This is a genomic window from Collimonas pratensis, from assembly GCF_001584185.1.
GTDB classification, from domain to species: Bacteria; Pseudomonadota; Gammaproteobacteria; order Burkholderiales; family Burkholderiaceae_D; genus Collimonas; species Collimonas pratensis.
Map to the genome: position 1 here is coordinate 5337498 of NZ_CP013234.1, position 17540 is coordinate 5355037.

Here is a 17540-nt window from a genome sequence, read left to right on the forward strand (position 1 = left end):
GTCACTGCCGTTGCTAAAATACATCCTCGACTTGGCATTTTTGTGCCTATATTCCAGCGTCTTTCTGATTCAAAACTTGTCTGTTGGAAGCAGACAGATGCTGCACATAACAAAAAAACATTAGCGCCATCTTATGCTTACCTAAGCATCTTTTAAAGCTAAAGCTCGCTCATACAAGGCATTTTTCTTTTGCCCAGTGATTAGCGCTGCCAGGGCAGAAGCTTGCTTGATCGATAATTCTGCCAGCAAAATCTGCAGGACCCGCTCGCCTTCTGCGCTATCGTCGAGCGCAACCGGCGCCGCCTCTACCAGCACCACAAACTCGCCTTTTTGGCGGTTGGCATCGGCCGCCAGCCAGGCCGGTGCTTCACCCAAGGAACAGCGATGGACGCTCTCGAACAGCTTGGTCAGCTCGCGCGCCAGCACGATGCGGCGTTCCGGCCCGAACGCCTGCAGCAAGGCATCGACGGTTTCGACAATGCGGTGCGGCGCTTCGTACAGCACCAGCGTGGCGCTGGCGCCGGCCAGGCCGGCGAGGGCAATCTCGCGCTGGCGTGCCTTGCTGGGCAGGAATCCGATGAACTGGAACTGATCGTTGACCAGTCCGCTGACGGACAGCGCAGTCACGGCGGCCGACGGTCCCGGCAGCGGCAAGGCGCGCAAACCCGCGTTCAGCACCGCGTCGACGATGCGGGCGCCGGGGTCGGACACCGCCGGCGTGCCGGCGTCGGACACCAGGGCGATCCGTTCACCTGCCTGCAGGCGCGCCACGATCTTCTCCGCCACTTCCCGCTCATTGTGCTCATGCGCCGCCAGCAAGGTCTTGGATAAGCCATAGCGGCCCAGCAAATGCGCAGTATTCCGGGTGTCCTCACAGGCCACGGCGTCGACCAGGGACAATACATGCAGGGCGCGCAGGCTGATATCGCAGACATTCCCGATCGGTGTGGCCAGCACATATAATGTGGACGCCGGATACGCTTGCTGCGTCACCTCGTCCAAAATCACTGGATTGATGAAGGCGCTGGCAGATTGATGAGTCATGGGGAGTTATGAATGTTATATAAATGGGCGAAGCTGGCTAAACGGGTCAAGCTTGCATTAGCGGCGGGTATCCTGTTGAACGGATTGTGCCCGCCTGCGCTGGCAAATACAACCTTGGTCGACGTTACGGCGGCCGATGCAGACGGCAATGTCATCCCGCTGGCCAGCATCGCCTTGCTGCTGCCATTGCGCTCGGGGCCGCTGGGCGCTGCCGCCGATGCGGTCCGCAGCGGCTTCCTGAATGCCTATGAACGCGACAAGAGCGGCCTGGCGGTGAGCGTGATCGAAGCCGCCGATACCGCGCCGGACATGCTGGCTGCTTACACGGACGCCGCGAAAAAATACGATATCCTGGTGGGTCCGCTGTCGCGCACCGGCCTCAGCGCCATTCTCCAGAACGGCCATGTGGACAAGCCGACCATCGCCCTGACCCAGCCGGACTCTGGCGGCGCCCTGCCGGCGCAGCTGCTGCCGGTGGGCCTTTCGATCGAGGCCGAGGCACGCCAGGTGGCCACCTGGGTGGGCGCCGATTACGCACCCGGCAAGGTATTGGTGCTGAGCACCAGCGCCGCCTGGCAAAAACGCGTTGCCAACGCTTTCGTCCAGCAGATCCAGGGCAGCGGCCTGCACGCCGAAGTGGTGACGCTGAATCTGGAAAACGGCGCCTTCAATGTCGATGCCCTGACCCAGCTGCAGCAAAAGGTGGAAGGCGAGATGCCGCGCCTGCTGTTTGCCGCGCTGAATGCCGACCAGACCAAGCAGATACGTATCGCCATCGGCGACCAGACGCCGATCTTCGGCATTTCCCAGCTGAATCCGCTGACCCTCGATGACAACAACCCTGAGCACCAGATCCCTGCGCTGAATGGCGTGCGGCTGGTGGATATTCCATGGCAGGTGCAGCCGGACCATCCGGCGGTGATGGTTTACCCGCGCCAGGAAGTGGCTGCCGATCAGCGCCGCAACGCCGACCTGGAGCGGCTGTATGCGCTCGGCATCGATGCCTTCCGTATCGCCCGTGAAGTCGCCGCCCGCAATAGCGTATTCCAGATCGATGGCGTCACCGGCAAGCTGAACGTCCGCTTTGGCGTCGGCGCCCCGAGTTTCGAGCGCATCGAGCCGACTGCGATCTACCAGAACGGCATCGTCATGCCGCTACAGGCCCAGTGAAACTGACGCCGGCCGCCTGATGACAACACCAATGTCAAGCAGCCAGGCCAGCGGCAAACTGGCGGAAGACCAGGCGCTGCGCTACCTGCAGCGGCATGGCCTCAAGCTGGTAGCCCGGAATTTCCGCTGCAAAGGCGGCGAAATCGATCTGATCCTGTCGCAACCGGCAGCCTCCAAAGGCGAGCAGGAGCTGCTGGTGTTTGTCGAAGTGCGACAACGCCGCAGCCAACGCTTTGGCGGCGCGGCAGCCAGCGTGACGTCCGCCAAGCAAAGCCGGCTGATCCTCGCCGCCCAGGTTTTCCTGCAACGCTACCCGCAGCCGCCCGCCTGCCGCTTCGACGTGCTGGCCATGGACGCCGACAACATCGACTGGATCAGGCAGGCATTCGAAGCCTAGAGCCCGTTATGCCTAGAGCCCGTTATGCCTAGAGCCCGCTATAATCAGCGCCAGATTAACCAGAAACCCAGCCGCCACTGCTGGACGGCGGCAGCATTCCACTCTCTATACCGACATCATGATAAACCAACGTATCCTGGCGCACTTCAATGAAAGCGCAGAACTCAAGGCCCGCGCAGCGGAAGTCCTGGCGGCGCCGATTGCCAGCGCGGTTGAACTTATGTTCTCCGCGCTGTCCAATGGCAACAAGATTCTTGCCTGCGGCAATGGCGGCTCGGCTGCCGATTGCCAGCATTTCGCGGCCGAACTGGTCGGGCGCTTTGAGCGGGAACGCCTGCCGCTGCCGGCATTGGCGCTGACGACCGATACCTCGATCATCACCGCGGTCGGCAACGATTACAGCTACAACGAAATCTTTTCCAAGCAGGTACAAGCGTTTGGACAAGCCGGCGATGTACTGTTAGCGTTTTCGACCTCCGGCAATTCGGCCAACATCCTGGCGGCCATCGATGTGGCGCTGGAGCGCGACATGCGGGTGGTGGCCATGACCGGCAAAGGCGGCGGCGCCATCGGCAAGAAACTGACTGAAGCAGATGTGCATATCTGTGTGCCGCACGACCGCACCGCGCGCATCCAGGAAGTACACCTGCTGACGATTCACTGCTTATGCGACGGCATCGATGTCGCTTTATTTGGAGGAGATGCGAATGATTGACAGGCAAAATCCGCGCTGGAGCAAGCTGCAACGGCCATTGGCCGCAGTAGCATTATGCGGCGCCGTGGTGATGGGTTTGCAAGGTTGCGTGGCGCTGGCGCTGGGCGGCGCCGTGGCCGGCGGCTTTGCGGCAACGGATCGGCGCACGCTGGGCGCGCAGACCGAGGACAAGGCCATCATGGTCAAGGCCGAAACCCGGATTCCGTCGGTGGTCGGCCAGGATGGGCATGTCAACGCCACCAGCTACAACCGCAAGGTATTGCTGACCGGCGAAGTGCGTGATGATGCCGCCAAGGCTGCGGCGGAAAAGGAAGCGCAGTCTATCGAAAACGTCCACTCGGTCGCCAATGAACTGGCGGTCGGCGCGCCGTCGAGCTTCTCCTCGCGCTCCAACGACACCTTCATCACCAGCAAGGTCATCGCCTCGCTGGTGGACGCCAAGGACGTGTTCGGTAATTCGATCAAGGTCGTCACCGAGCGTGGCAATGTCTACCTGATGGGCCGGGTCACCGAGCGTGAAGGCAAGCGTGCCGGTGAAATTGCTGCCGGCGTCAGCGGCGTACAAAAAGTCGTCAAGGTGTTTGAATACATCACCGAAGATGAATTGACGCAAATGTCATCCGCGCCTAGGGATTCGTCATCGGCGCCAAAGGATGCGGCCAAGCCGTCCGCCCAGCCTTAAAAGGAGCATGCGGGCCGCAAGCGGCTTGCATTTCCCCCGCTACTCAAGTAACGTTGCCGCTGGACAAATGTCCGGCGGCTTTTTTTTGGGGAAAAACATGATCGGCTTCATCATCTTTCTGGCAATTGTGCTTGTCATCGTATTCTGGGTTGTCGGCATCTATAACCGTCTGGTGAGCTTTCGCAACCGCTTCAAGAATGCCTTCGCGCAGATCGACGTGCAGCTGAAACGCCGCTACGACCTGATCCCGAACCTGGTGGAAACCGCCAAGGGTTACATGAAGCACGAACGCGAAACGCTGGAAGCGGTGATTTCGGCGCGCAACCAGGCAGTCACCGCCAACGCCAAGGTCGGCGGCAACGCCACCGACGCCGCCGCCGTGCAGCAGATGGCGGCCAGCGAAGGCGCGCTCAGCGCCAGCCTGGGCAAGCTGTTCGCCTTGTCGGAAGCTTATCCCGACCTGAAAGCCAATCAGAACATGATGCAGCTCACCGAAGAGCTGACCGGCACCGAAAACAAGATCGGCTTCTCGCGCCAGGCGTATAACGATAGCGTGATGGAATACAACACGGCGATCGAACAGTTCCCGGGCTCGATCCTGGCCAACATGTTTGCCTTCAAGCAGGCGGAACTGCTGCAGGCGACTGAAGCGCCGGAAGAACGCAAGGCCGTCAAGGTCACCTTTTAAGATCCGCGCGTGATCCTGATCGTACCGCCGCTGGCGGTCTGAGCCATGACGTTCTTCGAACAGCAGCACCAGGCGCGCCAGGAAACCAAGAAACTGGTATTCCTGTTTGCGCTGGCAGTGATCGCCATCGTACTGGCCGTCAACCTGGCCATGGCATTGCTGTGGAATTTCAAGTTCGGCGGCCACCACGAGGTGTTGCGCAGCTACCCCAAAGGCTTCTTCGCCATCAATACCCTGATCACGCTGGCGCTGATCGGCGGCGGCACCCTGATCCAGACTTTCAATTTGCGCGATGGCGGCGACGCCGTAGCGCTGATGGCCGGCGGCCGCCTGATCTCGCCCGCCACCGGTGATCTGCAGGAGCGGCGTTTGCTGAATGTGGTGGAGGAAATGGCACTGGCGTCCGGCATCGCCTGTCCCAAGGTCTATCTGCTGGAACATGAAGATGCGATCAACGCCTTTGCCGCCGGCTACAACCAGAATGAAGCAGTGGTCGCGGTCACGCGCGGCACCCTCAACCGCCTCACGCGCGATGAACTGCAAGGCGTGGTCGGTCACGAATTCAGCCATATTCTGAACGGCGACATGCGCCTGAACGTACACCTGATCGGCGTCCTGTTCGGCATCCAGATGATCGCCGGCTTCGGCCAACAGCTGATGAACTTCGGCCGATTTTCCAGCAGCAGCCGCGACGACAAGGGACCGCCGTGGCAGCTGGTGATGCTGTTTGCCGGCCTGGCGCTGTTCGTGGTCGGCTACATCGGCATCTTCTTCGGCCGCCTGATCAAGTCCGCGGTATCGCGTCAGCGCGAATTCCTGGCCGACGCCAGCGCGGTCCAGTTCACCCGTAACCCGGAAGGCATCGGCGGCGCCTTGCGCAAGATTGGCGGCCTCACCGACGGCAACCGGATAGGCTCGCAAATCGATCACCAGAACGCGGAGCAACTGTCTCATCTGTTCCTCGGCAGCGTGCGCCCCAACTTGCTGGATGGCTGGTTCGCCACTCATCCGCCGCTGACGGAACGTCTGCAACGGATTTATGGCAGGAGCATGGGACCGCTGGAGGCGCCGGAACTGCCGCAGCCGCTTGCCGACAACACGGCGCGCCTGGCCGACTTGCCGTTTGCGGCGGCCGGCTTTGCCAGCGCGGTAGCGCCAAGCCAATTGCCCTCCTCGGTCTCCACCGTTGCAGCGACACCCACGCTCGAATTCGGCAACAGCAGCAGCCGCTCGCCGCTGTCGCCGCAGCTCGATGGCGCCGTGCGCGATCCGGCCGGCGCTTGCGCGGTCGTCTACGCATTGCTGCTGGGCGAAGGGGCGGAGCGCGAAACGCAACTGGCGCTCCTCAAGAAGGAAGCGCCGCAGCAGGCCGCTCTCACCAGCTTTCTGGCCGAAACGATTGTCCAGCTGCCGCTCAGCGCCCGCCTGCCGCTGGTCGACCTGGCCGCGCCGGCCCTGCGTCAGCTGCCGCAAGCCGCGCGCGACCGCCTGCTGGCGATTGTCGAACAGCTGATTGCCGCCGACAGCCGCATCACGCTGGCCGAATTCGTACTACAAACCATTCTGACGCGCCGCCTGGCGCCGCGCGCCGGGCGGCTGGTGCCGATCAGATTCAATCGGCTGTCGGATCTGCGCAACGACATCGCGCTGCTGCTGTCGCTGGTGGCGCATGTGGCAGTGCCATCCACCTGCGCCGATGTGGTTGCCACACGGCTGGCAGCATTCCTGCGCGGCGCCCAGGCTTGCCCCGAACTGCAGTTGGCGGCCCAGGATTATTGCGATGGCGCCAGTCTCAGTTTTCCACGCGTGCGCCAGGCGCTGGACAATGCCAACCAGCTGGCGCCGCTGGCCAAACCGCAACTGATCAAGGCCCTGCTGGCAGCGGCCGAGGACGGCAAACCCCTGGAAATCACCAGCGCCGATATCCTGCGCGCGATTTGCGCCGGCATCGAGGCGCCAATCCCGCCGGCGGTGGCAGCCACTTATCAGGCCTATCCCTGGCAATTTGACAACTAACAACCGGCAAATCCAGACTTTCCGGCAAAACCCGCAACGGGTGGCTATAATGGTTGTTCCCGGGTCTCGCCCGTATAGGATTTCTGTCATGCAAGCTCAAACTGAAAACACAGCCGGCAAGCGGCTCTGGATCAAGCTGGCGGGCGCTGCCGCCGTAGCAGCGCTGGCTGTGGGCGGTTACATGTCGATGTCGGATACCCATGCCGCGCCGGACGTCAGTTTCACCAATCTGAAAGGCGAACAGGTCTCGCTGAAGAGCTTGCGCGGTAAAGTCGTGATGGTGAATTTCTGGGCCACCAGCTGCACCACCTGCGTCGCCGAGATGCCGAAAATGGTGCAGACCTACAATGCCTACAAGGACAAGGGCCTGGATTATGTCGCCGTGGCGATGAGCTACGACCAGCCCAACTATGTCGTCAATTTCGCCCAGACCCGCAGCCTGCCGTTCCAGGTCGCGCTGGATACGCAAAGCAAGCTGGCGGACGCCTTCGGCGATGTCAAGCTGACGCCGACCACTTTCGTGATCGACAAGCAGGGCAATATCATCAAGCGCTACGTCGGTGAACCCAAGTTCGCTGAACTGCATGCGCTATTGGACAAGGCGCTGGCCGCATCGACATAAGCTACCCACATGAGCAAAAAGGCGCTGCGAGCGCCTTTTTTTATGGGCTGCCGCCTAGCGAGATGTGGCCCCGCGCGAGGCGGTGTCGTACAAGCCGGACGCCGTGCGCAAGAGCTTGGCCGCATCGCCCAGCGACTGGTTCGACAGCCCGGTATCGGACAACACCGTAATCAGGCATTCTTCGCGCATTTCCCGATATCTGAGGCAGAGCGCATAACCTTCTTCGGTAGCGGAAAAATACGCTTCCTTGCCGACTTTTTCACTCTTGACGTAACCCGCTTTCACCAGCTTCTTCAGTGCATAGCTGGCAATGTGTGTATCCTCGATATTCAATACGAAGCAGATGTCGGCCAGGCTTTTTTTACGCTCGCGGTGACAGACGTGGTGCAGCAAGGAAACTTCGACCGGCGTCATATCCTTGACCCCGGCCGCCGACATGCAGCGCGACATCCAGCGGTTGAAGGCATTACCCGCAATAATCAAGGCATATTCCAGCTCGGACAATTCAACGCTGCTTTCCGACGCCAGATGGGCGGAAGACAGGATTTTAGGTGCGGCAACGTTCATATGTGTCTCGCTAAACGCCAGGAAAACCAAATCATACAACCAGTTGCATAGCTTCCAGATTGAATTTCGCGTTTCGGATGGCCTGCTTTTCAACAACAATATAGACTATTTACATACAATTTATTGACATTTTATTTTTGATGAACGATATTGCCCTTTGCTTAAACTTCGATTTACAAGGAGTAAGCTGGTTGGGGACAGAGGATGCGGTATCGTGGGACGACGGCTGTTCGCAATTATTTTCTGGGTAATTACATGTTGATCTGACCAGCCGACGGCAGGGTCGCTCATGGAGCGGCCTGGAACAAGTCCCGCCGCGCTGATCTCGTGCACAAGGAATCCGGCCGCAATGACCCAACCCGTCATACAAGCTCTTGGCGAAAACGCTCTGATACTGAACACCGGAGCCAGCGCCACTCTCGAATGCCAGCAACGCTTGTGGGCGATCGCGGCGAAGGCGGCGCATTGGCCGCATGTGCGCGATGTGGTGCCCGGCATGAACAACCTCACCATCCTGTTCGATCCGCTCGCCAGCGATGGCCTGCAACTGGCGGAAAAACTCCAGGTCGCCTGGGACTCGGATTCCATCAGTCAGAAGACCGGACGCAAGGTCGACATTCCCGTGGTGTATGGCGGCGACAGCGGTCCTGATCTGGAGGAGGTGGCGCGCCATACCGGCCTGTCGCCGGCGGAAATCGTCAAGCGCCACACCGCGGCGGAATACATCGTCTACTTCATCGGCTTCCAGCCCGGCTTCCCTTACCTGGGCGGACTCGATCCCAAGCTGGCGACACCGCGCCGCAGCGAACCGCGCCTGCTCGTGCCGGCGGGCTCGGTCGGCATCGGCGGCAGCCAGACCGGCATCTATCCGGCGGCCTCGCCGGGCGGCTGGCAACTGATCGGCCGCAGCGAACTGCAGCTGTTCGACCCCGACGCCAGCCCACCTACCCTGCTGCAACCGGGCGACCGCGTGCGCTTCGTCGCCAGCGAGGTGATCGCATGATCAAGATCATCCGCGCCGGCCGTATCAATTCAGTCCAGGACATGGGCCGCAACGGCTTCCGCCATCTCGGCATCTGCCAGTCCGGCGCCCTGGATCGCACTGCCCTGGCGATCGCCAATTTACTGGTCGGCAATCCGCGCGACGGCGCCGCCATCGAATTCACGCTCGGCCCCTGTGAACTGACCTTTACTGTCGACAGCCGCATCGCCCTCGGTGGCGCCGATTTCGGCGCCACCCTGGACGGCCAGCCGCTGCTGCCATGGTGGAGCGTACGCGTACGCGCCGGCCAGACCCTGAAACTGAACGCGGCGCGGCATGGCATGCGCACCTATCTGGCGGTCGCTGGCGGCATCAATTCCGCAGCACAGCTGGGCTCGCGCTCTACCGATCTGCAAGCCGCATTCGGCGGCCACGGCGGCCGCGCACTGACCGAAGGCGACGGCCTCTCCGCCGGTGCGCTGGATAACCCGGCGGCTCCGGTCCACCACGCCGCCGCGTTCGGCGTACGCGCTCCCTCCTGGTACGACGCCGACGATACGGAAACGCTGGCAATCCGCGTCATACCCGGCCCCGAATATGACTTGTTCAGCGCGGCCACGCAAAAGACCTTCTGGAACAGCAGCTGGACCCTGACGCCGCAAAGCAATCGCATGGGCTTCCGGCTCAGCGGCCCGGAACTGAAAATCAAGAAAAGCGGCGACCTGCTATCGCATGGCGTGTTGCCGGGCGTGATCCAGGTGCCGCCGGCCGGCCAGCCGATCGTGCTGATGGCCGATGCCCAGACCACCGGCGGCTATCCGAAGATCGGCGTAGTGATCGGCGCCGACCTGGCGCGCCTGTCGCAGCTGCGCTTCAACCGTACTTTGCAGTTTGTCGAAGCCGATGCCGACGCCGCGCGGGCAGCGCTGCGCGACGAAGCTTTGTATCTACAACAGATCGAAACCGCGATGCACTGGCTGCGTCCGGCGAAATAGGAGCAGACGATGCCCAGGAAAGAAAAACGACAACAGGTCGACCTCAATGCCGATCTCGGCGAACAAAGCGGCGGCAGTGATGAAGCGCTGCTGGCGCTGGTCAGCTCGGCCAATATCGCCTGCGGCTGGCACGCCGGCAGCGCCCTGATGATGCAGCAATGCGTGCAATGGGCTGTGGCGCAAGGGGTCGCCATCGGCGCCCATCCGAGTTTTCCCGACCGCGACAATTTCGGCCGCACCGAAATGCAGCTGCCGGCCAACGAAATCTATAGCGGCGTGCAGTACCAGATCGGTGCGCTGGCGGCGATCGCCGGCGCTCATGGCGCGCAGCTGGCGCATGTCAAGCCGCATGGCGCGCTGTACAACATGGCGGCGCGCGACGCCGCGCTGGCCGATACCATCGTCGCCGCCATCCGCGACGTCGATCCGGCGCTGGCGCTGTTCGGCCTGGCCGGCAGCGAACTGATCGCCGCCGCCCACCGCGCCGGCCTGCCGGCAGTGGAGGAAGTATTTGCCGACCGCGGCTACATGGCCGACGGCAGCCTGGTCAAGCGCGGCACGCCGGGCGCCCTGATCGAAGATGAAGAGCAGGCACTGGCACAAACCATGCATATGGTGAACGAAGGCAAGGTCCACGCCATCGACGGCAGTTGGGCCGCGGTGCGCGCCGATACCATCTGCCTGCACGGCGATGGTGCGCATGCGCTTGAATTCGCGCGACGCATCCATGCCGAACTCAGGCAGCAGGGCATCGCCATCCGCGCGCCGCAGACGAGCAGCGGCGACGCCTTGTTTCCCTTGCTCGGGTAAGTTGCAAACGGTGCTTCAACTGATTACGCAGTGAATAAAATCGGCGGCGCAGCAACGACCGCCATCAACATGAGGAGATAGCAATGACCGTAACGGAATTACTGCCGCTGATAGGGATACCGATCGTGGTGGCTGGCTTTGCATTTAAATTCAACCCCTTGCTGGTAGTGACCGTGGCAGGCCTGGCGACCGGCCTGTCGGTCGGCATGGATCTCGGCACCTTGCTGGAAACCTTCGGCGAGAAATTCGTCAACAGCCGTTCGCTGGCAACCTTCCTGCTGATCCTTCCGGTCATCGGCCTGCTCGAAAGCTACGGCTTGAAAGAGCGCGCGCAAGACTGGATCGCCAGCCTCGCCAACGCCACTTCGGCACGTATCCTGATGCTGTACTTCGTGCTGCGTCAGGGCCTGGGCGCGCTCGGCCTGACCTATATCGGCGGCCAGGCGCAGACCGTGCGGCCCTTGCTGGCGCCGATGGTGGAAGGCGCTGCTGTCGCCAAATACGGCGAGCTGCCGCTGCCGATCCGCGACAAGATCCGCGCCCATGCCGCCGCTTGCGACAATATCGCCGTATTCTTCGGCGAAGACATTTTCATCGCCTTCGGCGCCGTGCTGCTGATGGATGCCTTCCTCAAGGAAAACGGCATCACCAATATCGAACCGTTGCACCTCGGCCTGTGGGCCATCCCCACCGCCATCGCCGCGCTGATCATCCACATGGCGCGCCTGACCCGGCTCGACGCCAGCATACGGCGCGATGTCGAAGCCTGGAAAAAATCCGAAGGCACAGAGGTGACAGCATGAAGACGCTACTGACCATCAACGAGATTTACTACCTGGTCGGCATCATCGTCATGCTGCTAGTCGGCATGACCCTGCGCGACAAGGGTAATCCGAAACGCCTGACCACGGCGCTGTTCTGGTTCCTGTTCGGCTCGGTATTCCTGTTCGGCGACATGCTGGTGGCCGGACTCGGCAAGCCGATGGCCTATCGCGTCATCGGTGTCGTGGTGGTAGTGATTTCCCTGATCGCCGGCTGCGGCCTGCTGTCTGCCGGCAGCTACCTGCAACGCAGCGCCGCCGATCGCCAGGCCTCCGCCAACCGTCTCGGCAACTGGATCTTCCTGCCGGCGCTGCTGATTCCACTGATCACCGTGCTGTGCACCGTGCTGCTGAAGAATGTGGCGATCGGCGGTGTCTACCTGCTCGACCAGAAACAGCTGACCTTGGCCGCGCTGTGCGTTGCCAGCGTTTGCGCCATCCTGGCCGGCTGGAAGCTGACCGGCGGCACGCCGCTGCAGGCAGTGCGCGAATCGCGCCGGCTGGTCGACGCCATCGGCTGGGCCGCGATCCTGCCGCAGATGCTGGCGATGCTGGGTGGCGTCTTCGTCGCTGCGCAGACCGGCAAATCGGTGCAGGAGGTGGTGACCCTGTTCGTCAATCCGGACAGCAGTTTCCTGCTGGTGGTGATTTACTGCGTCGGCATGGCCTTGTTCACCATGATCATGGGTAACGCCTTTGCCGCCTTCCCGGTCATGACAGCCGGCATCGCCCTGCCGTTCCTGATCGCCGGCCAGCACGCCGATCCCGCGCCACTGGTCACCATCGGCATGCTGGCCGGCTACTGCGGCACGCTGATGACGCCGATGGCGGCCAACTACAACATTGTGCCGGCAGCGCTGCTGGAGTTGAAGGACAAGTACAAGGTGATCAAGATACAGATCCCGACCGCCGTGACGCTGCTGGCGGCCAACATCCTGCTGATGTATTTCATCGTATTTCGTTAAGGAGCAAGCATGCATCTCACACTTGACCAGGCCTCGGCTTTCGCGGCGCTGCCGTTGCGCTCGTTGCGCCACGAATATCCGAATCACGTCATGCACGTCCTCAACAGCGCTGACGATATTGTCTCGCCGCGCGCCATGCATCCGGTGTTCTACGGCTGCTACGACTGGCATTCGGCGGTGCACGGCTACTGGCTGCTGGCGCGCTGTGCCCGGCTCTATCCGACGCTGCCGCAACAGGCCGAGATCACTGCGCTGTTCGAGGAGCATTTCAGCGCCGCCAACCTGCAAAAGGAACTGGCCTACTTCCAGGCGCCGGGACGGGTTTCTTTCGAACGTCCATACGGCTGGGCCTGGATCGTGGCGCTGGCGCAAGAGCTGGATGCCTGGCAGCACCCGCAAGCCAAAACCTGGCTCGCCGCCATGGAGCCGCTGGTGGCGGAAATCCGCAGCCGCGTGCTGAGCTATTTCGCCAAGCTCAGTTATGCCATCCGGGTCGGCACCCACTATAACAGCGCCTTCGCCCTCAAGCTGATCCTCGATTTCGCCCGCCACCGCAAGGACACGGAGCTGGAAAATGCCGTGGTCAATGCCGCTTGCCGCTACTACATGGGCGACAGCAATTACCCGGCGCACTACGAACCGGGCGGCGACGAATTCCTGTCGGCTGCGCTGACAGAAGCCCTGCTGATGGCGGACGTCCTGGAGGCGGATGTATTTCCCGACTGGTTCGCCCAGTATCTGCCGGTATTGAGCGACATCGAGCGCCTGATGAATCCGGCCGAGGTCAGCGACCACAGCGATCCCAAGATCGCCCACTTGAACGGCCTGAACCTGAGCCGCGCCTGGTGCATGAAGCGTATCGCCCGGCGCCTGCCGGAAAACGATCCCGCTGCCGCCACTTTGAGCGCGGCAGCACGGCGCCATATCGAAGCCGCCCTGCCGCATGTGGTGAGCGGCGAATATGCAGGCGAACACTGGCTTGCAACCTTCGCCATGCTGGCGCTGGAACCGGTCAACTAAGGAAGGCACGGCATGACTCAGCCAATTATCTTGTTGACCGGCTTCGAACCCTTCGAGCAGGAACCTCTCAACCCCTCCTGGGAAGCGGTACGCGCGCTCGATGGCTGGCAGTGCGAAGGCGCGCGCGTGGTGGCGCGTCAGTTGCCCTGCGTGTTCGGTGTCGCTTTGCAGACGCTGGATACATTACTCGCGGAATTCAAGCCTGTGCTGGTGCTGTGCGTAGGCCAGGCCGGCGGCCGCAGCCAGCTGTCGCTGGAGCGGGTCGCGATCAATGTCGACGATGCCCGGATTGCCGACAACGCCGGCCGCCAGCCAATTGACCAGCCCATCTATGGCGACGGCCCCGCTGCTTATTTCTCGACCTTGCCGATCAAGGGTATAGTGAAGGCGATGCGCGCCGCCGGCGCGCCAGCCGAAGTCTCGCAAACAGCCGGTACCTTCGTCTGCAATCATGTGTTCTATGGTTTGATGCACAGCCTGGCGCAGCACAAGCCGGCGGTCCGCGGCGGCTTCATGCACATCCCTTACATTCCATCGCAGGCGGTACGCCACCCAGGCCAGCCCAGTCTGGCGCTGGACATCGTGATCGACGGCTTGCGCGCGGCGCTGCAAAGCGCCATGACCTTGCAGCAAGATGTGTTTGAAGGCGGTGGACAGCTGCACTGAATCCCGGTCAGCCCGGTTCTGCGAATTTCCTGATTCCTGACTATGCCGATCTTGTATCATAGGCTAACCGGGGTAGCCTGATGCGCCCCGATGATCGAGTCTTGCTACAGGAACCCGTATGTCGGAAACTCAAGTCGTCGTCGTAAGTCCGGAAGGCGAGCTGTACGCTGGCAGCGCCGGATTGGTCACCTTGCCAGGCATCGAAGGCTCGCTCGGCATCCTGCCCGGCCATACCCCCCTGCTGACGCGCCTGAAACCGGGCGCGGTGCATATCCAGCGGCCGTCGGGCGAGGACGATTTCATTTATGTCGCCGGCGGCTACGCGGAAATCCAGCCGCATTCCGTCACTATCCTGGCCGACACCGCGATCCGCGGCAAGGACCTGGACGAAGCCAAGGCGACGCTGGCGCGCCAGCAGGCCGAGGAACGCTTGCAAAACCTGCATTCAGATATCGACTACGCGTTGGCGCAAGCCGAACTGGCGCAGGCAACTGCACAACTGGCGACGCTGGCGCAAATGCGGCGCGGAAAATAAATCAAGCGAGACGGCCGGCTTGCGCCGCCCGCCTCATCACGATCGTCAGCGCGGCTGCGGTCTAGTGTGGCCGAGCCGGTTGCCGCCGTTAGGAGGCCTGCCGCCTGGCGGCCGGGCGCCGTTACCCGGCGGTCTGGCGCCACCATGCGGCGGACGCTGGCCATTCCCGAATCCTGGCCGATGCGGCGGTTGTGGAAAGACGCCTGGCGGCCTTGGCCGTGGCGGCGGCCGCACCGTTGGCGGGCGAGGCCGGATCGGCCGGTGCGCCCAGTGCGACTGCTGGCCATACCATGGACGGCCGCGATAATACTGTCCCCAATACGTACCGATGGAGAAAGCGATAATCGGCAGTCCGATCGCGCTGCCGTAGGTTATCAACGGCACCTGGTTGCCCTGATAAGGGTAATTCAGATTGCGGGCATACACCCAGCCGCGATTGCCGTCCTGCAACGTGACGTCGCACCAGCTATAGCCATTCACGCAGCCCGCTACCTGGACCGGCGTACCCGGACAGAGCTGCGCCACCAGCGGATAGTCGCGGGCCGGACCGGCGCGCAGATTGACCGGCTTGCTGGTGAAGGCCTGCTGGGCCATGGCAGCTACCGGCACAGCGAGGCAGGCGGCGGCGAGCAAGGGAATCAGTCGGATACGGATCATAGGCGGGCTCCTGGTGGTAGGGCAATCGATAGCGGCGTCTGGGTCCAGCGTTTTTAAGGATACCCTCAAAAACTTTCGATGAGGCAATAAAATTAATCCGCCTTCCACCCGATCCTATGCTGAACTCTCCAGGCTGTCACGTAGCATTTCGACAAATAAACGCAAGCCGGTCGGCAGCTGGCGCCGGCTCGGGTAGTACAGGAAAAATCCCGGCATCGGCGGGCACCAGTCATCCAGCACCCGCAGCAGCCGGCCTTGGTCTATCCATTCCCGGGCCTGCTCTTCGTACAGATAGCTGAGGCCGATGCCGTCCAGCGCCGCTCGCAGCATCAATTCGTCGTCGTCCAGCAGTAAGGGGCCGTCTACCGCCACCGCCAGCGCCTCGCCATCTTTGGCGAACTCCCAGGCGTACAGCGCGCCGCTGGGAAAGCGGCGGCCGATGCAGGCGTGCTGTTTCAGCTCCAAGGGCTGGCGCGGCAAGCCACGGCGTGCCGCATACATGGGCGCAGCCACCACAATCAGGCGTAACGGCGGTCCCATCGGCAACGCGATCATGTCGCGCGCCAAGGTTTCGCCGAAGCGGATGCCGGCATCGAAACCCTGGGCCACGATGTCGACCAAGCTATCGTCGGTCACCACTTCCAGCCGGATTTGCGGATAAGTAGCGAGGAAGCGCGCAAAGATCGGCGCCAGCAGCCAGCGCGCTGCCATGCGCGGGACATTCAGGCGCAAGCTGCCGCGCGGCGTGTCGCGAAACTGGTTGACCTGATCGAGCGCCTCGCCGATTTCGCGCAAGGCCGGCGCCAGCCGCGCCAGCAACTGTTCGCCAGCCTCGGTCGGCGTCACGCTGCGGGTGGTGCGGTTGAGCAGGCGTACCCCCAGCCGGGTTTCCAGCGTGCGCATGGCGTGGCTCAGGGCGGAAGCGGAAACCCCGCACTCCGGCGCTGCCTTGGTGAAGCTGCGATGGCGGGCAACGCTGGCAAAGGCGTCCAGTTCGGTCAGGTCGGGCTTGTCCATGTTTGCTCATTAATGAATTTTTTTCAGTATTACATCAAATATAGCATGGCTTATCGATAGCAATTACTCGGAGGATACTGGTCCCGTCATCACTCACCAAGGAATCACTCCAATGAAAACCCGCACACTCGGCCGCAACGGCCTCCAGGTTTCCGCCATCGGCCTCGGCTGCATGGGCATGAGCTTCGGCTATGGCGCCAGCGACGACGCCACTTCCATCAAGACCCTGCAGCACGCGGTCGAGCTCGGCGTCACCCATTTCGACACCGCAGAACTCTACGGTCCCTACATCAATGAAGAACTGGTCGGGCGCGCCCTCAAGGCGGTGCGCGGCAAGGTCACCATCGCCACCAAATTCGGCTTCAAGATCCTGCCGGAAAGCAAGGACGTGCAGGGCATGGCGCGACTGGCCGGCGTCGACAGCCGGCCGCAGCATGTGCGCGATGTGGTCGAAGCGTCTCTCAAGCGGCTGGGGGTGGAAACCATCGACCTGCTGTACCAGCACCGGGTCGATCCGCAAGTGCCGATTGAAGACGTAGTCGGCGCCATGGCCGAGCTAGTGCAAGCCGGCAAGGTCCGTCACCTTGGCTTGTCGGAAATGTCTGCTGCAACCTTGCGGCGCGCCCATGCGGTGCATCCGATCGCCGCGGTGCAGTCGGAATACTCTTTGTGGAGCCGTGATCAGGAACAGGAAATCCTGCCGCTGTGCGCCGAGCTGGGGATAGGGTTCGTTCCTTACAGCCCGCTGGGCCGCGGCTTCCTCACCGGTAAAATCAGCAGCAGCGGCCAGCTGGCGGCCGACGACTTCCGCCGCACGCTGCCGCGCTTCCAGGAGGGCGCGCTGCAAAGCAACCGCATCCTGCTGGAAGCGCTGACGCCGCTGGCCGGCGCGCGCGGCTGCACGCCGGCGCAGCTGGCGCTGGCATGGCTGCTGGCACAGGGAGATAACATCGTGCCGATTCCCGGCGCGCGCCAGATCAAGCACCTGGAAGAAAATGCCGCAGCCGCCGACATCGTGCTGCGCGCCGACGAGCTGGCCGCCATCCGCGCCGTGCTGGACGGCGACCTGGTGGTCGGCCAGCGCTACGGCACGCCGGAACTGGAGCTAATCAACCGCTAAGCGCGACTCGCGCAAACAGGATCAACGCTGTAAAAGAAAAAGCCATATCGC

At 62.3% G+C, this 17540-nt stretch carries 20 protein-coding genes; 16 read left to right on the forward strand and 4 right to left on the reverse strand.

From position 1 onward, the window contains the following. Positions 1 to 141: 141 nt before the first annotated feature. Positions 142 to 1044 (reverse strand): 16S rRNA (cytidine(1402)-2'-O)-methyltransferase, encoded by a 903-nt coding sequence (gene rsmI, locus CPter91_RS23795; protein ID WP_061945087.1) that lies wholly within the window; start codon positions 1042 to 1044, stop codon positions 142 to 144. 12 nt (positions 1045 to 1056) lie between these two features. On the opposite strand from rsmI, the gene CPter91_RS23800 reads away from it, so the two are divergent. The 7 genes from CPter91_RS23800 to CPter91_RS23830 all read left to right on the forward strand — a co-directional run bounded on the left by CPter91_RS23800 (position 1057) and on the right by CPter91_RS23830 (position 7334). Next, positions 1057 to 2214 carry a penicillin-binding protein activator gene (locus CPter91_RS23800; protein ID WP_061945090.1) on the forward strand — a complete coding sequence of 386 codons (1158 nt, stop codon included), beginning with the start codon at positions 1057 to 1059 and terminating at the stop codon, positions 2212 to 2214. 31 nt (positions 2215 to 2245) lie between these two features. After that, positions 2246 to 2611, forward strand: a complete 366-nt coding sequence (locus CPter91_RS23805; RefSeq protein ID WP_231880001.1) for a YraN family protein — start codon at positions 2246 to 2248, stop codon at positions 2609 to 2611. 118 nt (positions 2612 to 2729) lie between these two features. After that, positions 2730 to 3326, forward strand: a complete 597-nt coding sequence (locus CPter91_RS23810; protein ID WP_061945094.1) for a phosphoheptose isomerase — start codon at positions 2730 to 2732, stop codon at positions 3324 to 3326. Next, positions 3319 to 4008 carry a BON domain-containing protein gene (locus CPter91_RS23815; RefSeq protein ID WP_061945096.1) on the forward strand — a complete coding sequence of 230 codons (690 nt, stop codon included), beginning with the start codon at positions 3319 to 3321 and terminating at the stop codon, positions 4006 to 4008. Before CPter91_RS23810 ends, CPter91_RS23815 begins: the two co-directional genes overlap by 8 nt. 97 nt (positions 4009 to 4105) lie before the next feature. Further along, entirely contained in the window at positions 4106 to 4696 is a 591-nt protein-coding gene (locus CPter91_RS23820; protein ID WP_197481618.1) for a LemA family protein, read from the forward strand. A gap of 45 nt (positions 4697 to 4741) precedes the next feature. After that, complete coding sequence (locus CPter91_RS23825; protein WP_061945098.1) at positions 4742 to 6712, forward strand: M48 family metallopeptidase; 1971 nt, start codon at positions 4742 to 4744, stop codon at positions 6710 to 6712. A gap of 88 nt (positions 6713 to 6800) precedes the next feature. Further along, entirely contained in the window at positions 6801 to 7334 is a 534-nt protein-coding gene (locus tag CPter91_RS23830) for a peroxiredoxin family protein (RefSeq protein ID WP_061945100.1), read from the forward strand. 54 nt (positions 7335 to 7388) lie between these two features. Here the strand turns inward: CPter91_RS23830 and CPter91_RS23835 are convergent, their stop codons facing one another. Then, positions 7389 to 7901, reverse strand: coding sequence for a winged helix DNA-binding protein (locus tag CPter91_RS23835; protein WP_061946584.1), 513 nt, complete (start codon positions 7899 to 7901; stop codon positions 7389 to 7391). Between the two features lie 349 nt (positions 7902 to 8250). Here CPter91_RS23835 and pxpB point away from each other — a divergent pair, with 349 nt between their 5' ends. The 8 genes from pxpB (at position 8251) to CPter91_RS23875 (ending at position 14695) form a co-directional block, all read left to right on the forward strand. After that, complete coding sequence (gene pxpB, locus CPter91_RS23840; RefSeq protein WP_061945102.1) at positions 8251 to 8904, forward strand: 5-oxoprolinase subunit PxpB; 654 nt, start codon at positions 8251 to 8253, stop codon at positions 8902 to 8904. Continuing rightward, entirely contained in the window at positions 8901 to 9878 is a 978-nt protein-coding gene (locus CPter91_RS23845; RefSeq protein WP_061945105.1) for a 5-oxoprolinase subunit C family protein, read from the forward strand. The genes pxpB and CPter91_RS23845 overlap by 4 nt, the downstream gene beginning before the upstream one ends. A 9-nt stretch (positions 9879 to 9887) precedes the next feature. Next, positions 9888 to 10688 carry a 5-oxoprolinase subunit PxpA gene (gene pxpA, locus CPter91_RS23850; protein ID WP_061945107.1) on the forward strand — a complete coding sequence of 267 codons (801 nt, stop codon included), beginning with the start codon at positions 9888 to 9890 and terminating at the stop codon, positions 10686 to 10688. Between the two features lie 83 nt (positions 10689 to 10771). After that, the gene (locus CPter91_RS23855) at positions 10772 to 11491 is read left to right on the forward strand and encodes a DUF969 domain-containing protein (RefSeq protein ID WP_061945109.1); all 720 of its coding nucleotides are present in this window, start codon (positions 10772 to 10774) and stop codon (positions 11489 to 11491) included. Beyond that, the gene (locus CPter91_RS23860; protein ID WP_061945111.1) at positions 11488 to 12474 is read left to right on the forward strand and encodes a DUF979 domain-containing protein; all 987 of its coding nucleotides are present in this window, start codon (positions 11488 to 11490) and stop codon (positions 12472 to 12474) included. The genes CPter91_RS23855 and CPter91_RS23860 overlap by 4 nt, the downstream gene beginning before the upstream one ends. A 9-nt stretch (positions 12475 to 12483) precedes the next feature. After that, positions 12484 to 13494: a DUF2891 domain-containing protein gene (locus CPter91_RS23865; protein WP_061945113.1), complete on the forward strand. Its 1011-nt coding sequence runs from the start codon at positions 12484 to 12486 to the stop codon at positions 13492 to 13494. Between the two features lie 12 nt (positions 13495 to 13506). Continuing rightward, positions 13507 to 14160: a pyroglutamyl-peptidase I gene (gene pcp / locus CPter91_RS23870; RefSeq protein ID WP_061945114.1), complete on the forward strand. Its 654-nt coding sequence runs from the start codon at positions 13507 to 13509 to the stop codon at positions 14158 to 14160. Between the two features lie 118 nt (positions 14161 to 14278). After that, on the forward strand, positions 14279 to 14695 hold the full coding sequence (locus CPter91_RS23875) for a F0F1 ATP synthase subunit epsilon (RefSeq protein WP_061945116.1): 417 nt from the start codon (positions 14279 to 14281) through the stop codon (positions 14693 to 14695). 45 nt (positions 14696 to 14740) lie between these two features. Here CPter91_RS23875 and CPter91_RS23880 read toward each other — a convergent pair whose 3' ends face one another. Both CPter91_RS23880 and CPter91_RS23885 read right to left on the reverse strand, forming a co-directional pair. Beyond that, positions 14741 to 15352 (reverse strand): SH3 domain-containing protein, encoded by a 612-nt coding sequence (locus CPter91_RS23880; RefSeq protein WP_061945118.1) that lies wholly within the window; start codon positions 15350 to 15352, stop codon positions 14741 to 14743. A 114-nt stretch (positions 15353 to 15466) separates the two neighbouring features. Further along, a complete protein-coding gene (locus CPter91_RS23885; protein ID WP_061945120.1) occupies positions 15467 to 16369 on the reverse strand; it encodes a LysR family transcriptional regulator in 903 nt (300 codons plus the stop codon). 112 nt (positions 16370 to 16481) lie between these two features. Here CPter91_RS23885 and CPter91_RS23890 point away from each other — a divergent pair, with 112 nt between their 5' ends. Further along, a complete protein-coding gene (locus CPter91_RS23890; protein ID WP_061945122.1) occupies positions 16482 to 17489 on the forward strand; it encodes an aldo/keto reductase in 1008 nt (335 codons plus the stop codon). Positions 17490 to 17540 lie beyond the last annotated feature (51 nt).

Bases quoted from the DNA above. Each gene is read 5' to 3' on its own strand.
- rsmI (WP_061945087.1), bottom strand. From the start codon at position 1,044: ATGACTCATCAATCTGCCAGCGCCTTCATCAATCCAGTGATTTTGGAC.
- CPter91_RS23800 (WP_061945090.1), top strand. From the start codon at position 1,057: ATGTTATATAAATGGGCGAAGCTGGCTAAACGGGTCAAGCTTGCATTA.
- CPter91_RS23805 (WP_231880001.1), top strand. From the start codon at position 2,246: ATGTCAAGCAGCCAGGCCAGCGGCAAACTGGCGGAAGACCAGGCGCTG.
- CPter91_RS23810 (WP_061945094.1), top strand. From the start codon at position 2,730: ATGATAAACCAACGTATCCTGGCGCACTTCAATGAAAGCGCAGAACTC.
- CPter91_RS23815 (WP_061945096.1), top strand. From the start codon at position 3,319: ATGATTGACAGGCAAAATCCGCGCTGGAGCAAGCTGCAACGGCCATTG.
- CPter91_RS23820 (WP_197481618.1), top strand. From the start codon at position 4,106: ATGATCGGCTTCATCATCTTTCTGGCAATTGTGCTTGTCATCGTATTC.
- CPter91_RS23825 (WP_061945098.1), top strand. From the start codon at position 4,742: ATGACGTTCTTCGAACAGCAGCACCAGGCGCGCCAGGAAACCAAGAAA.
- CPter91_RS23830 (WP_061945100.1), top strand. From the start codon at position 6,801: ATGCAAGCTCAAACTGAAAACACAGCCGGCAAGCGGCTCTGGATCAAG.
- CPter91_RS23835 (WP_061946584.1), bottom strand. From the start codon at position 7,901: ATGAACGTTGCCGCACCTAAAATCCTGTCTTCCGCCCATCTGGCGTCG.
- pxpB (WP_061945102.1), top strand. From the start codon at position 8,251: ATGACCCAACCCGTCATACAAGCTCTTGGCGAAAACGCTCTGATACTG.
- CPter91_RS23845 (WP_061945105.1), top strand. From the start codon at position 8,901: ATGATCAAGATCATCCGCGCCGGCCGTATCAATTCAGTCCAGGACATG.
- pxpA (WP_061945107.1), top strand. From the start codon at position 9,888: ATGCCCAGGAAAGAAAAACGACAACAGGTCGACCTCAATGCCGATCTC.
- CPter91_RS23855 (WP_061945109.1), top strand. From the start codon at position 10,772: ATGACCGTAACGGAATTACTGCCGCTGATAGGGATACCGATCGTGGTG.
- CPter91_RS23860 (WP_061945111.1), top strand. From the start codon at position 11,488: ATGAAGACGCTACTGACCATCAACGAGATTTACTACCTGGTCGGCATC.
- CPter91_RS23865 (WP_061945113.1), top strand. From the start codon at position 12,484: ATGCATCTCACACTTGACCAGGCCTCGGCTTTCGCGGCGCTGCCGTTG.
- pcp (WP_061945114.1), top strand. From the start codon at position 13,507: ATGACTCAGCCAATTATCTTGTTGACCGGCTTCGAACCCTTCGAGCAG.
- CPter91_RS23875 (WP_061945116.1), top strand. From the start codon at position 14,279: ATGTCGGAAACTCAAGTCGTCGTCGTAAGTCCGGAAGGCGAGCTGTAC.
- CPter91_RS23880 (WP_061945118.1), bottom strand. From the start codon at position 15,352: ATGATCCGTATCCGACTGATTCCCTTGCTCGCCGCCGCCTGCCTCGCT.
- CPter91_RS23885 (WP_061945120.1), bottom strand. From the start codon at position 16,369: ATGGACAAGCCCGACCTGACCGAACTGGACGCCTTTGCCAGCGTTGCC.
- CPter91_RS23890 (WP_061945122.1), top strand. From the start codon at position 16,482: ATGAAAACCCGCACACTCGGCCGCAACGGCCTCCAGGTTTCCGCCATC.